This is a genomic window from Streptomyces sp. A01, from assembly GCF_059026195.1.
The window spans coordinates 22,840-37,421 of the sequence record NZ_JBWLKN010000017.1 but is presented as its reverse complement, the minus strand read 5'-3'; the positions used below and the strand labels follow the sequence as shown (position 1 = coordinate 37,421).

The following is a 14,582-nucleotide window of genomic DNA, read 5'->3' as shown; positions in this document are numbered from 1 at the left end:
GCGGTCTGGTCCGTCGGAAGCGACTCGTCGGACGGACGCTGGCGGCGATGGCCGGTGGGCTCCCCTTGCGAGTGGCCAGGGGACGGGCGAGCGGTCACGGGGTGGTCCTCCAGAGCTGATAGAGCGTCACGAAAGTGGTTCAGCCGGTACAGCCGGTTCCTCGGGCGAGGGGACCGGCCAGCCGCTGGATCGCGGACATGGGGACGGGCAACCAGTCGGGCCGGTGCCGGGCCTCGTAGAGCACTTCGTAGATGGCCTTATCGGTTTCGTACGCGCGGAGCAGTTCGGGTTGGTCGCGCGGGTCGGAGCCGGATACGGCGGCGTAACCGGCGCAGTACGCGGCCCGGGACCGCCTGGCCCACTCCTGGGGCTGGACGCCGCCGACGGCGGTGTCCTCGGCGTTGAGGGCCCGCGCGGCACCCGCACCCACGGCCGCCGCGTAGTCGAATGACCGGAGCATGCCCGCGATGTCGCGTACGGCGGGCTGTGGGCGGCGCCTTTCGGCCAGTGGACTGGCGGGCTCGCCCTCGAAGTCGATCAGCGACCACCTGCCGTCGCGTGCCGAGCGCAGCGCCTGCCCCAGATGCAGATCGCCGTGGATGCGCTGCGCGGACCACGTGCGGCCGGTGGCGCCGAGCGCGGCGAGGTCGTCGAAGGCCGTGCGCAGGGCGGCACGGTAGGGGCGCAGGGCAGGGACGGCGCCGGCGACCGTGTCGAGGCGGCGGGCCATGGTGGCGCAGAGCTGCTCGATCTGCGGGCGGCCCAGCTCCGTGGTGGGCAGCGTGCGGGCCAGGGCGAGGTGGACCTCGGCGGTGGCCTGGCCGAGGGCGTACGCGGAGTCGGTGAAGTCAGCGGGGCCCGTGAGGTCGTCCAGAGCGAGTCGCCAGCCGTCGGCCGAACCGGCGAGGAACGGTTGCAGCAGGCCGAGCGTCAGGGGCTCGCCCCGCCGCCTGGTGTCACCGCGCGGTCCGCTCTTCCCGGCGGGCCCCGGACCCTTCTCCCCGGGGCGCGCGGACTCCGTGGGTAACGCGGCCCCGTGCGCGGGGTCGGCGGGGCGGCCCTCCACGATCTCGGTGGTCTCGAACCAGGCCGTGGGCGCGGGGACCCGGTCACAGCCGCCTCGGGCGAGCGCGAGGGCGACCTCAAGGTCGGGGTTGATCCCGGGGGAGATCCTGCGGAAGACCTTGAGGATGTACGCGTCGCCGTACACCACCGACGAATTGGACTGCTCCACGGCGATGGGCCGGGGCGCCAGCCCGGACGCGATGGAGGTGCCGGGTTCGCGGAGGAAGCGGAGCGGGCCGAGCGAGCCGGGGACGCGGAGGCGTTCGAGGAGCAGCGTGGCGAGGCTGGCGTCGGCCAGGGCCTCGTAGAGGATGAAGCCGCGCAGCGGGCCGCTCCCCGGACGGCCGATCAGGGCGGGGGCGACCCTCGGTGGCAGCGCCGACCTGACCCCGACCAGCAGCTGGTAGCAGTCGGCGGTCTCGGGCGGCGACCGCCGTGCCGGGCTTGAGGAGGATGGTTTCGCCTGTTGGGGCGCCGGGGTCCCGGCGGCCCCCGCCGAACCGGTGGACGCCCGTTCCGCGAGTCCGGTGGCCGCGTCGGCTCCTGTCGACCCTGTCGGGTCAGCGGTCGGCCCAGTCGGTGTCTGCGGCGGCTCGGTCCGCTGCGCTGGCGCTGGCTCTGGCTTCGGTTCTGGTTCTGGCTCCAACTCCAACGTGGCCGACGGGTCGGGCGGTTCGGGCTGGTGGGCCCGTACGAGCAGATGGAGCAGTCCGGCGGTGGCGCCACCGGCCGCGCAGGGCAGCAGCTCTGTCGCCGAGACCAGCGTGAAGCCGCTGATCGGGCGTCCTTTGCCGGCGAACCAGCGCTGCCGGGGGAGCCATTCGCTGAGCAGTGGGACCAGCGAGGCGAGCAGCCCGCTGTCGGTGAGGTCTCCGCCGCGCGGCCGGGCGGTGCCCGGGGCACGTGCGGTGGTGACCGTGGCCGGGCTGCCCCCGCTCGTGCTCGGGGTGGCCCCGCTTCCGGTGCTTCCGGTGCTTCCTCCTCCGGCGGTCCGGTGCGTGACACCGGCCGCTGACGGCGGAGGTGCGGGGGGCGAGCCCCGGGACATTGAGGCGTCCGACATGACGTCGCGTCCTTTCCCCGGGGCACACGACAGATAGGACGAAGTGTCCCGGATTGCGGCATTGACTGTGCGGCGGCGCGCTGTGGGGGCACCCCCTGAGGGCCCTCCGCCGGTTTCTTTTCCCGGCCGAAGGCTGGAGGGGGTCCTCCACGGGGCGTGCCAGACGGTGCTCGTCCGTGCGATGGCGCCTTGTTCCGGGCGGCGGCCCCCACGCCGCCAGCGGAACCCCGGCTGGACCGGTCACGCCGGGATGCCGGTCAGGTCGGTCTCAGAAGGGCATCGGGAGGTGGCACGCGCGACGACCGCCAACGCGATCGGATCAGCCTGTTCTTGGGGTAATAGGAAGGGTTCCCCTCGTTGTTGGGAAATAACGCCCGTACGCGCCCGTGATGGACGCGTACGGACGGAGATCCGCCCCGGGCTCAGGGCGACTGGACGGGGCCGGCCGGGCACCGGCCCGATACCGGCAGGTCAGCGTCCAGCGGGTGGTTCAGCGGACCATCACGGGCCGGTCGGCGCCCTCCGCCTGGCGCAGCCGGAACCAGTAGAAGCCGTGTCCCGCCAGGGTCAGCAGATACGGCAGTTCACCGATGGCGGGGAAGCGCACGCCGCCGATCAGCTCGACCGGGTGGCGGCCGTTGAACGACTGGAGGTCCAGCTCCGTGGGCTGTGCGAAGCGCGAGAAGTTGTTCACGCAGAGCACCAGGTCATCGCCGTGCTCCCGGAGGAAGGCGAGGACGGCCGGGTTGCTCGACGGCAGTTCGGTGTAGGACCCGAGACCGAACGCCGGGTTCTGCTTGCGGATCTCGATCATCCGCCGGGTCCAGTGCAGCAGCGAGGAGGGGCTGCTCATGGCCGCCTCGACGTTGGTGACCTGGTAACCGTAGACCGGGTCCATGATCGTGGGAAGGAACAGCCGCCCCGGATCGCAGGAGGAGAAGCCCGCGTTGCGGTCAGGTGTCCACTGCATCGGGGTGCGCACGGCGTCCCGGTCGCCGAGCCAGATGTTGTCGCCCATGCCGATCTCGTCGCCGTAGTACAGGATCGGCGACCCGGGCAGCGCCAGCAGCAGGGCGGTGAACAGCTCGATCTGGTTGCGGTCGTTGTCGAGGAGGGTCGCCAGCCGCCGCCGGATGCCGATGTTGGCGCGCATCCTGGGGTCCTTGGCGTACTCCGCGTACATGTAGTCACGTTCCTCGTCCGTGACCATTTCCAGCGTGAGTTCGTCGTGGTTGCGCAGGAAGATGCCCCACTGGCAGCCGGAGGGGATGGCCGGTGTCTTGGCGAGGATTTCCGAGACCGGGTAGCGCGACTCGCGCCGTACGGCCATGAAGATGCGCGGCATGACGGGGAAGTGGAACGCCATATGGCACTCGTCGCCTCCCTGCTGGAAGTCGCCGAAGTAGTCGACGACGTCCTCCGGCCACTGGTTGGCCTCGGCGAGCAGCACCGTGTCCGGGTAGTGCGCGTCGATCTCGGCCCGTACCCGCTTCAGCAACTGGTGCGTACGGGGCAGGTTCTCGCAGTTGGTGCCCTCCTCCGCGTAGAGGTAGGGCACCGCGTCGAGCCGGAAGCCGTCGATGCCGAGGTCCAGCCAGAAGCGCAGTGAGGCCAGTACCTCCTCCTGGACGGCGGGGTTCTCGAAGTTGAGGTCCGGCTGATGCGAGAAGAAGCGATGCCAGTAGTACTGCTTGCGCACCGGATCGAAGGTCCAGTTGGACGCCTCGGTGTCGACGAAGATGATCCGCGCGTCCGGGTACTGCTTGTCGTCGTCGGCCCATACGTAGAAATCGCCGTAGGGGCCCTCCGGGTCCGTACGGGACTGCTGGAACCACTCGTGCTGGTCGCTGGTGTGGTTCATGACGAAGTCGATGATCACGCGCATCCCGCGCTGATGCGCCGCGTCGACGAATTCCACGAAGTCGGCGAGATCCCCGAAGTCGGGGAGGACGGCGGTGTAGTCGGACACGTCGTAGCCGCCGTCGCGCAGGGGCGAGGCGAAGAACGGCGGCAGCCACAGGCAGTCGACGCCCAGCCATTGCAGGTAGTCGAGCTTGGCGGTCAGGCCCTTGAGGTCGCCGATGCCGTCGCCATTGCTGTCCTGGAAGGAGCGGACAAGCACCTCGTAGAACACGGCCCGTTTGAACCAGTCAGGATGACGGTCCTTGGCCGGGGTGTCCTCGAAGGTGTCGTGGACGGGCTCGTTGACGATCATTATGTGGGTGACCCTCCGATCGGTGAGGACGGTCGCAGCGAGAACACGTGCGCGGGCGCCATGCCGGTGCCCGGCTCAAGGCGCACATAGTTCTCGCTGCCCCAGTGATAGGTGGCGCCGGTGAGCTCATCGCGCACCGGAAAGGACTCGTGCCAGTCCAGGCCGAGTTCCGGCATGTCCAACGAGACCGTTGCCTCGTGGGTGTGGTGGGGGTCGAGGTTGACCACCGTCAGCACGCAGTCGCCACCCGGGCCACGCACGGCTGCGGAGCCACCGTTCAGCCGCTTGGAGTACGCGATGACCGCGTCGTTGTCGGTGTGGTGGAACCGCAGGTTGCGCAGTTGCCGCAGGGCGGGATGGTGCCGCCGCAGCCGGTTCAGCAGGGTGATCAGCGGGGTGATCGTGGCGCCCGCCCGCTCCGCGCCCTCCCAGTCGCGCGGCCGCAGCTGGTACTTCTCCGAGTCCAGGTACTCCTCGCTGCCCTCACGCACGGGCGTGTTCTCGCACAGCTCGTACCCCGCGTACATCCCCCACGTCGGCGACAGCGTCGCCGCGAGCACGGCGCGCGACGCGAAGGCCGGGCGGCCGCCGCGCTGGAGGTGGGCGTGGAGGATGTCGGGCGTGTTCACGAAGAAGTTGGGCCGCATGTAGGAGGCGGCGTCCCCGGACAGCTCCGTCAGGTACTCAGTCAGCTCCCGCTTCTCATTACGCCAGGTGAAGTACGTGTACGACTGCTGGAAGCCGATCGCGGCCAGCGTGTGCATCATCGCGGGCCGGGTGAACGCCTCGGCGAGGAAGATCACGTCAGGGTGCGTGCGCCCGATGTCGGCGATCACCTTCTCCCAGAAGACGACGGGCTTGGTGTGCGGGTTGTCGACCCGGAAGATCCGTACGCCCCGGTCGATCCAGAACCGCAGCACGCGCAGGGTCTCGCGGACGATGCCGCGGAAGTCCTCGTCGAAGGCGAGGGGATAGATGTCCTGGTACTTCTTCGGCGGGTTCTCGGCGTACGCGATGGTGCCGTCACCCCGGTGGTGGAACCACTCGGGGTGCTTGCCGACCCAGGGATGGTCGGGGGAGCACTGGAGTGCGAAGTCGAGCGCGACCTCAAGGCGCAGGTCGCCCGCTTTGCGGACGAAGTAGTCGAAGTCCTCCAGGGTGCCGAGGTCCGGGTGCACGGCGTCGTGCCCGCCGTCGGCGGAGCCGATGGCCCAGGGGCAGCCGACGTCGTGGGGACCGGCGGACAGGGTGTTGTTGGGGCCCTTGCGGTACGAGGAGCCGATGGGGTGAATGGGCGGGAGGTAGACGACGTCGAAGCCCATCGCGGCGACGGCGGGCAGCCGGTCGGCCGCCGTGCGCAGCGTGCCGCTGACCGGCGGCTCTCCCTCCACGACCCGGGCGCCCTCGGAGCGCGGGAACAGCTCGTACCACGAGCCGAACAGCGCGCGTTCCCGCTCCACCTGAAGCGGCATCGGGCGTGAGCTGGTCAGCAGCTCACGCAGCGGATGGCGGTCGAGCGCCTCGGTCACCTCCGGGCTGAGCGCGGCGGCGAGCCGGTCGGCGACCGGCCGCGCGGTGTCGCGCAGCGCGTCCACCGCCGCGAGCACCGCCTCCCTGCCGTCGTTCTTGGGCACCCCGGCCGCGGCACGCTCATGCAGCTGGGCGCCCTCGTCGAGAACGAGGCCGGTATCGATCCCGGCCGGGATCTTGATTTTGGCGTGGGCGCGCCACGTGCCGACCGGGTCGCTCCACGCCTCGATGGTGTATGTCCAGCGTCCCTCGGTGTCGGGGGTGATCCAGGCGCCCCAGCGGTCGGTGCCGGGCGCCAGCTCCCGCATCGGCGTCCAGGGCCCGGAACGGCCGGTGGGGTCACGGAGGACCACATTCGCCCGGACCGCGTCGTGCCCCTCCTGGAAGACGGTGGCGCTGACCTCGAAGGTCTCGCCCGTCACCGCCTTCGCTGGTCGGCGTCCGCAGTCGACGAGCGGGCGGATATCCAAGACGGGAATTCGGCCGATCACGGGATCACCTGAAGGTGTCGCTCGCTTGCGGGCTTTGGAGGCATTTGTTCTTTTTACCGGCTCCGTGGTCCGATCACGGGGTACGGGCATGGCCGCTCCTGTCCGCGTTCACTCGGGTGGGCGGATGGGTGAAGGCTGTGCGGGGATGCGCTGCGCCGCGCCACGCCCGGGAGGGCGATCCGGGGCGTATCGGGGAGCCTTCCCACGGGATGAGGGAGGGCAATCCGGTCGTCTCCGCATTACTAGCGCGTAATGCGACTTCTTGCGAGCGAGGCTGACGGGGTGACATGGCCCATGGCTATGAACCGGCCAGCGTGTCCGCATAGCGGCCGTGTCGGGCCGGGGCCGTGTCCGGCCGGGCCGTGCTGGGGGGCCGTGCTGGGGGTGCTCCTGTCCGTGCGTCGCGGACTGCGGGTGCGCTGTGGCTGGGCGCGCAGTTCCCCGCGCCCCTTACGGGGCATATCCCCGCGCTGGGCCGGGGGTGCTTGCCCCAGATCTGGTGGCTGGGTGGCCTGGGGAGGGGGAGTCCCTGTCCGTGCGTCGCGGACTGCGGGTGTGTTGTGGTTGGGCGCGCAGTTCCCTCCGCCCCTTACGGGGCATATCTCCGCGCTGGGTCAGGGCTGCTTCCGCTGGGCCCCGTCATCGCCGCGAGCGCCCCGGCCGTCGCGACCTCCGTGGCCAGCAGGCGCAGCGCCGCCTCCGACGGGGTGCCTGGCTCCGCGCTGTACGCCAGTACGCCCTGGCCGCCGGAGTCGGGCAGCCGCAGCATCTGGAACGTCAGCTCCATCGGCCCCACCAGGGGGTGGTGGAAGGACTTCACGCCGCTGGTGCAGCCGCGTACCGGGTGTCGCGACCACAGCGCGGCGAACTCCGGGCTCTTCATCGTCAGCTCGCCGATCAGCTCGGCGAGCTGGCGGTCGTCCGGGTACTCGCCGGCCGCCACCCGCAGCGAGGACACCGCGCGGCGCGCCTCGCCCTCCCAGTCCGGGTACAGCTCACGGGCGTGCGGGTCGAGGAACAGCAGCCGCTGGGCGTTCGGCCGGTCGGCGGGCCGGTCCGGGCAGCTCAGGTCCAACTGCCCGGCGATCAGCGCGTGCCCCAGCGCGTTCCACGCCAGCACGTCGAACCGCGGGTCGAGGACGCAGGCGGGCACCCCGTCCATGGCGGCGATCAGATGCCGGGTGCCGGGGTGGGCGGACTCGGCGCGCGGGGCGGGGCGGCGTGCCGCGCGCCCCGGCCGCGCCAGGTTCCGCAGATGCGCGTGCTCGTCGGGCGTCAGCCGCAGCGCGCGGGCGATGGCGTCCAGCACCCCGTCCGAGGCGTTGCCGCTCTGCCCCTGCTCAAGCCGGGTGTAGTACGCGACGCTCACACCGGCCAGCTGTGCCAGCTCCTCGCGCCGCAGGCCCGGCACGCGGCGGCGCCCGCCGTACGAGACGAGTCCGACGTCCTCCGGCTGGAGCCGGGCACGGCGGGTGCGCAGGAAGTTCCCCAACTCGGCTGGTGTGTCCATGAGGACCAGTGTCCAGCAGTGTCCGCCGCCGTGCCTGCCCCTGCCAGTGACAGGCAACGGGGCCGGTCCGCCGGACGGCGGGGCAGAGGCTCGGGAGCGGCGCGCGGAGGGGGGAGCGCTGGGCAGTTGAACGTATAGAAACCCACGCACCCGTATGGAAACGCATGAATTTCGTGGATGAGGGCGAATCGGTCGCATGGCCGCCGCTACCGTCGAACCGTGAAGGCCATTCGTCGATTCAGCGTGCGCCCCGTCCTCCCGGAACTCCTACGACCGCTCAGCGAACTGGCGCGAAATCTGCGCTGGTCCTGGCACCCCGAGACCCGAGAGCTGTTTCAGGCAGTCGACCCCGACGGCTGGCAGGCCGTGGGCGGCGACCCGGTGCGGCTGCTCGGTTCCGTGTCCGCCTCCCGGCTGGCCGATCTGGCCGAGGACCGCAGGTTCCTGCGGCGGCTCACCGCGGCCGCCGACGACCTCAACGACTATCTGACCGGTCCCCGCTGGTACCAGCAGCAGCAACAGCGCGAGCAGGACGCGCCGACCCAACCCCCGGGCGACGCGGAGGCCTTGGCGGGCAGCCCCGGCGGGAGCGCCGGGCTGCCCGCCGCCATCGCCTACTTCTCACCCGAGTTCGGCATCACCGCCGCCCTGCCGCAGTACTCCGGCGGGCTCGGCATCCTCGCCGGCGACCACCTCAAGGCCGCCAGCGACCTCGGCGTCCCCCTCATCGGCGTCGGACTCCTCTACCGGCACGGCTACTTCCGGCAGTCGCTGTCCCGCGAGGGCTGGCAGCAGGAGCACTACCCGGTGCTCGATCCGAACGAGCTGCCGCTGTCCATGCTCCGCGAGAGCGACGGCCGCCCCGCCCAGACCGTCCTGGCGCTGCCCGGCGGCCGCTCGCTGCGCGCGTACATCTGGCAGGCGCGGGTCGGCCGGGTGCCGCTGCTGCTCCTCGACTCCGACGTCGAGGAGAACGGGCCGCACGAGCGGGACGTCACCGACCGGCTCTACGGCGGCGGCAGCGAACACCGACTGCTCCAGGAGATGCTGCTCGGTATCGGCGGCGTCCGCGCCGTGCGCGCCTACTGCGCGCGCACCGGGCACCCCGCGCCCGAGGTCTTCCACACCAACGAGGGCCACGCCGGGTTCCTCGGACTGGAGCGCATCCGCGAACGCATCGTGGCCGGGGACGACTTCGACGCCGCCCTGGAGTCCGTACGGGCGGGCACCGTGTTCACCACGCACACCCCCGTGCCCGCCGGAATCGACCGCTTCGACCGCGAGCTGGTCGCCCGCCACCTCGGCGACGGCGGCGAACTGCCCGACCTGCCCGTCGAACGGGTCCTCGCCCTCGGCATGGAGACCTACCCCAGCGGCGAGCCCAACCTGTTCAACATGGCCGTCATGGGGCTGCGGCTGGCCCAGCGCGCCAACGGGGTCTCCACGCTGCACGGGCGGGTCAGCCGGGAGATGTTCGCCGGACTCTGGCCGGGATTCGACGCCGAAGAGGTGCCCATCACCTCCATCACCAACGGGGTGCACGCCCCCACCTGGGTGGCCTCCGAGGTCTTCCGGCTCGGTGCCCGGCAGATCGGCGCCGGCCGCACGGAGGACGCGCTCACCGTGGGTGGCTCGGACCGCTGGGACGCGGTGGCCGCCATCCCGGACGCCGACTTGTGGGAGGTGCGCCGGGCGCTGCGCGAACGCCTCGTCGAGGAGGTGAGGGACCGGCTGGCCGCCTCCTGGCGGCAGCGCGGCGCGGGCAGCGCCGAACTCGGCTGGATCGACGGCGTCCTCGACCCCGACGTGCTCACCATCGGCTTCGCCCGCCGCGTCCCCTCGTACAAGCGGCTGACGCTGATGCTGCGCGACCGGGACCGGCTGATGGAACTGCTGCTGCACCCCGAGCGTCCGATCCAGATCGTCGTCGCGGGCAAGGCGCACCCGGCCGACGACGGCGGGAAGCGGCTGGTGCAGGAGCTGGTCAGGTTCTCCGACGACCCCCGGGTGCGGCACCGCCTGGTCTTCCTGCCCGACTACGGCATGGCGATGGCGCAGCGGCTCTACCCCGGCTGTGACGTCTGGCTGAACAACCCGCTGCGGCCGCAGGAGGCGTGCGGCACCTCGGGAATGAAGGCGGCGCTCAACGGCTGCCTCAACCTATCGGTGCGGGACGGCTGGTGGGACGAGTGGTACGACCCCGACTTCGGCTGGGCCATCCCCACCGCTGACGCGTCCCCCGCCCTGGGCGGCCAGGCCACGCTCGCCACCGACGAGCACCGGCGGGACGACCTGGAGGCGACCGCCCTGTACGACCTGCTCACCGACCGCATCGCGCCGCGCTTCTACGAGCGGGGCGCCAGCGGGCTGCCGGACCGCTGGATCGACATGGTCCGCCGCACCCTGGCCGTCCTGGGACCGCGGGTGCTCGCCGGGCGGATGGTGCGGGAGTACGTGGAGCGCCTGTACACCCCGGCGGCCTGCGCGCACCGCGCCCTGGACACCGGGGCCGCGCGCGACCTCGCCGTGTGGAAGGCGCGGGTGCGGGCCGCCTGGCCCGGCGTCGCCGTCGACCATGTGGAGGCCCAGCTGGAGGACCAGCCGGAGACCGGTGCGAACGCCCGCCCCGCGGGCGCGCCGGTGGCCGGAGCGGGCGCGGGGGACCGGGCGGCGGGTGAGGCGTCCGGCGGGAGCGAGAGCGGCGCCGTCGAACTGGGCTCCACACTCTCGCTGCGGGTCCGGGTCACGCTCGGTGGTCTGGAACCCTCCGATGTGGAGGTGCAGGCCGTGGCCGGGCGGGTGGACGAGGCCGACCGGATCAACGGCGCCCACACGGTGCCGCTGAAGCCGACCGGCGGGCCGAGCCTGGAAGGGCACTGGCTGTACGAGGGTCCACTGGCCCTGGACCGTACGGGCCCCTACGGCTACACCGTACGTGTGCTGCCCGCCCACCGGCTGCTCGCGAGCCCCGCCGAACTGGGGCTGGTCGCCGTGCCGTCGGAGGCGACGGGAGAGGCGGCGGGAGTCCTGCTGCGGTAGGCCGTGTCCGGCGGAGCGTCGGGGAGGACGTGCCGCTGTCCGTGCGTCGCGGAGTGCGGGTGCGTTGTGGCTGGTCGCGCAGTTCTCCGCGCCCCTGGCGGGGCGCGTACGCGGTGACCGAGTACGCGGTGGTCCGGCGTACTCGGTCACCGGTTCGCTCAGTGACTGCTGTACTCAGTCCCTGCTGTGTTCAGTGATGCCCGTGGTCAGCGATGCCCGTGGTCAGCGGGTCACTTGACGTTGACGCCCGTCCAGGCGGCGGCCACCGTCTTGTACTCCTTGCTGCTCTGGCCGTACAGGCTCTTCGCCGCCTTCAGCGTGGCGGCGCGCGCCTTGCTGTAGTTGGTGGTGGAGGTCATGTACGTGGTGAGCGCCTTGTACCAGATCTTCTCGGCCTTGGCCCGGCCGATGCCCTTGACGACCTTGTTGTCCTTGGTCGGGCTGTTGTACTGGACACCGTTGATCTTCTTCTTGCCGCTGCCCTCGGAGAGCAGGTAGAAGAAGTGGTTGGCCACACCGGACGAGTAGTGCACGTCCAGGTCGCCCAGGCCGCGCTTCCAGTAGTCCGGGGACATGCCGTCGCGGGACGGCTTGTCCATGTAGCGCAGCGGAGTGCCGTCGCCGTTGATGTCGACCTTCTCGCCGACGAGGTAGTCGCCGACGTCCTTCGCGTTCTTGGCGCGGAACTCGACGGCGGTGCCGAAGATGTCGGAGGTGGCCTCGTTCAGGCCGCCCGACTCGCCGCTGTACTCCAGGTTGGCGGTGGCCGAGGTGACGCCGTGGGTCATCTCGTGACCGGCGATGTCGATCGACGTGAGCGGCTTCTTGTTGCCCTCGCCGTCGCCGTACGTCATGCAGAAGCACTCGTCGTCCCAGAAGGCGTTGACGTACGAGTCGCCGAAGTGGACCCGGGAGTAGGCCGCCTTGCCGTTGTTCTTGATGCCGTTGCGGCCCAGCACCTTCTTGTAGTAGTCCCAGGTCTGGGCCGCGCCGTACTGGGCGTCCACGGCGGCGGTCTGCGCGATGGTGGGCTTGCCGTTGCCCCACTTGTCGTCCGCGTCGGTGAACTTCGAACCCTTGCCGCTCTCGGCGCGCTTCATGTTGTACGTCATGGCGCCGCCGCGGGCGGCGTCCTTGAGCAGGTACGAGCTGCCGCTCTTGACGCTGCCGACGGGCACCTTGCCGCTGTACTGGCTGGCGCCGCTGCCGGTCTCGATCTCCTGGCGCTCGTAGAGCTTCTTGCCCGTGTCGGCGTCGGTGATGACCCGAAGCCTGCTCGGCGTGCCGTCCTTCTGGACACCGGTGACGGTGGTCTCGAAGGCGAGGACGGGCTTGCCGGAGGCGGCCCAGATCACCTTGCGGGGCGCCTCGCCGGTGGTGGCCTGCCGGGTGTCCCCGGACTTGGCCACGCCCAGGGCGGTGCGCCGCGCGCTGGCGGGGGCGGTGTCGGCGGTGGTGTCGGCGACCTTGATGTCCGCCTCGGTCGCCTTGGTGACTTCCTGGATCTTCCCGCTGTCCGCGCGGTGGACGATCAGGTCGCCGCCGAGGACGGGAAGTCCGGCGTAGGTGCGCTCGTAGCGGGTGTGCGTGGTGCCGTCGGCGTCGGTGATGACGTCCTTGACGACCAGCTTCTCTCTGGCGCCGAGGTCCAGGGAAGCGGCGGTGGCTGCCGCGCCCGGGGTCTGCGCGTCGCGCGGCGCCGCGCCCGCGGAGCCGGAGGTGACGGCTCCGGCGAGCAGGGCGGCGGCGACGGTCGCCGCACCGGCGGCCGCCGCGGTGTGACGACGTCTGAGCCGGGATATACGCGGAGTAACAGGCACTGAGTCTCCTTGTGGCGGGGACATGTGAAGGGCGGGCCCGGATGGTGATCCGGACCCGCCCTGGAAGATCCCTGATGAGGCCGTCAGGTTGTGCCAAGTGCCCTGCGCACTGCGGGGCATGGCAAGTTTTTACTTCACGTTTACCCCGGCCCAGGCGGCCGCGAGGCCCTTGTACTCGGCACTGTCCGCCCCGTACAGGTCGGTGGCGGCCTTCAGGGTCGCCTTCTTGGCGGCCTTGTAGTCGGTGTTGGAGGTCATGTACGTGGTGAGCGCCTTGTACCAGACCTTCTCGACCTTGGCCCTGCCGATGCCCTCGACCTTGGAGCCGTCGGCGGTCGGGCTGTCGTACTTGACGCCGTTGATCTCCTTGGCGCCGCTGCCCTCGGAGGCCAGGTAGAACCAGTGGTTGGCGATGCCCGACGAGTAGTGGACGTCGACGTCACCGGCCTTTTTGTCCCAGTTGTCCAGGGATTTGCCGTCCTTGGAGGGCTTGTCCATGTAGCGCAGCGGGCTGCCGTCGCCGTTGATGTCGATTTCCTCGCCGATGAGGTAGTCGCCGACGTCCTCAGCGTTCTTGGCGCCGAACTCGACGGCCGCGGCGAAGATGTCGGAGGTCGCCTCGTTGAGACCACCGGACTCGCCGCTGTAGGTGAGGTTGGCGGTCGCCGAGGTGACACCGTGGGTCATCTCGTGCGCGGCGACGTCGAGCGAGGTGAGCGGGTGCGTGTTGCCCTCGCCGTCGCCGTACGTCATGCAGAAGCAGCTGTCGTCCCAGAAGGCGTTGACGTAGTTCTTCCCGTAGTGCACGCGGGAGGTGGCGCCGGTGCCGTCGCCCTTGATGCCCGCACGGCCGTGCACGGACTTGTAGTAGTCCCAGGTGGTCGCGGCGCCGTAGTGCGCGTCGACCGCCGCCGTCTGCGGGTCGTCGGCCTTGCCCGTGCCCCAGGCGTCGTCGTCGTCGGCGAACGCGGTGCCGTTGCCGCTCTGGCCGTTCTTGAGGTCGAGCGTCTTGTGGCTGCCGCGGCCCGCGTCGGTCAGCGCGTAGCCGCTGCCTTCCTTGCTGGTGCCCAGCTCGACCTTGCCGCTGTACTGGCTGGCGCCGCTGCCGTTCTCGATGCCCTGGTACGAGAAGAGCTTCTTGCCGGTGTCGGCGTCGGTGATGACGTGCAGTTCGTTGGGGGTGCCGTCCTTCTGCACGCCGCCGATGACCGCCTCGTAGGCCAGGACCGGCTTGCCGGACGCGGCCCAGATGACCTTGCGCGGTGCCTTGTCGGCCTTGGCCGCCTTGGTGTCGTCGGCCTTCGCCGCCTTCACCGCCGACTTCGCGACGGTGGAAGGGGCGATCTTCGCCGTGGTCGAGGGGACCTTGACGGTCGCCTTCGTCGCCTTGGTGACGCCCTTGACCTTGCCGCTCTTCGCCTCGTGGACGATCAGGTCGCCGCCGAGGACGGGGAGCCCGGCGTAGGTGCGCTCGTAGCGGGTGTGCGTGGTGCCGTCGGCGTCCTTGATGACGTCCTTGACGACCAGCTTCTCCTTGGCGCCGAGGCCGAGGGTCCTGGCGGTCTCCGCCTTGGTGGCACCGGCGTCGCGCAGCAGCTCGGCGCGCTGGGAGGCGCTGAGCTTGACGGCGGTGGCGGCCGACGCGGTGTCGGCGGCACCGGCGGAGCCGGTGGTCATGCCGGTGGCCAGCAGCGCCGCCGCGGCGACGGCCGCTCCCGTGGCGACCGCGGCACGGCGCGTACGAGTGGACCGGGATATGCCGGAGGTGTTGCTCACGCGAACTCCTTCTTGCTGTGGGGGGATGGACCGGGCGGCGGGGAAGGGCCGTCCGGTCACACAAGAGGTGCGA

At 70.9% G+C, this 14,582-nt stretch carries 7 protein-coding genes; 1 reads left to right on the top strand and 6 read right to left on the bottom strand.

All coding sequences use genetic code 11. The features are described from left to right. Positions 1 to 139: 139 nt before the first annotated feature. The 4 genes from AC5P1B_RS22765 to AC5P1B_RS22750 all read right to left on the bottom strand — a co-directional run bounded on the left by AC5P1B_RS22765 (position 140) and on the right by AC5P1B_RS22750 (position 7,874). Complete coding sequence (locus AC5P1B_RS22765) at positions 140 to 2,128, bottom strand: maltokinase N-terminal cap-like domain-containing protein (protein ID WP_493889253.1); 1,989 nt, start codon at positions 2,126 to 2,128, stop codon at positions 140 to 142. A 490-nt stretch (positions 2,129 to 2,618) separates the two neighbouring features. Beyond that, positions 2,619 to 4,343, bottom strand: a complete 1,725-nt coding sequence (treS, locus tag AC5P1B_RS22760; RefSeq protein WP_493889252.1) for a maltose alpha-D-glucosyltransferase — start codon at positions 4,341 to 4,343, stop codon at positions 2,619 to 2,621. Beyond that, complete coding sequence (locus tag AC5P1B_RS22755) at positions 4,343 to 6,364, bottom strand: alpha-1,4-glucan--maltose-1-phosphate maltosyltransferase (RefSeq protein ID WP_493889250.1); 2,022 nt, start codon at positions 6,362 to 6,364, stop codon at positions 4,343 to 4,345. Before AC5P1B_RS22755 ends, treS begins: the two co-directional genes overlap by 1 nt. Before the next feature lie 589 nt (positions 6,365 to 6,953). Continuing rightward, the gene (locus AC5P1B_RS22750) at positions 6,954 to 7,874 is read right to left on the bottom strand and encodes a helix-turn-helix domain-containing protein (protein ID WP_493889248.1); all 921 of its coding nucleotides are present in this window, start codon (positions 7,872 to 7,874) and stop codon (positions 6,954 to 6,956) included. A gap of 219 nt (positions 7,875 to 8,093) precedes the next feature. Between AC5P1B_RS22750 and glgP the strand changes: the two genes are divergently transcribed. Further along, positions 8,094 to 10,913, top strand: coding sequence for an alpha-glucan family phosphorylase (glgP, locus tag AC5P1B_RS22745; protein WP_493889246.1), 2,820 nt, complete (start codon positions 8,094 to 8,096; stop codon positions 10,911 to 10,913). 230 nt (positions 10,914 to 11,143) lie between these two features. Here glgP and AC5P1B_RS22740 read toward each other — a convergent pair whose 3' ends face one another. After that, a complete protein-coding gene (locus tag AC5P1B_RS22740; RefSeq protein ID WP_493889244.1) occupies positions 11,144 to 12,757 on the bottom strand; it encodes a M4 family metallopeptidase in 1,614 nt (537 codons plus the stop codon). Positions 12,758 to 12,862: 105 nt separating this feature from the next. Continuing rightward, positions 12,863 to 14,509: a M4 family metallopeptidase gene (locus tag AC5P1B_RS22735; protein ID WP_493889242.1), complete on the bottom strand. Its 1,647-nt coding sequence runs from the start codon at positions 14,507 to 14,509 to the stop codon at positions 12,863 to 12,865. Between the last annotated feature and the right edge of the window lie 73 nt (positions 14,510 to 14,582).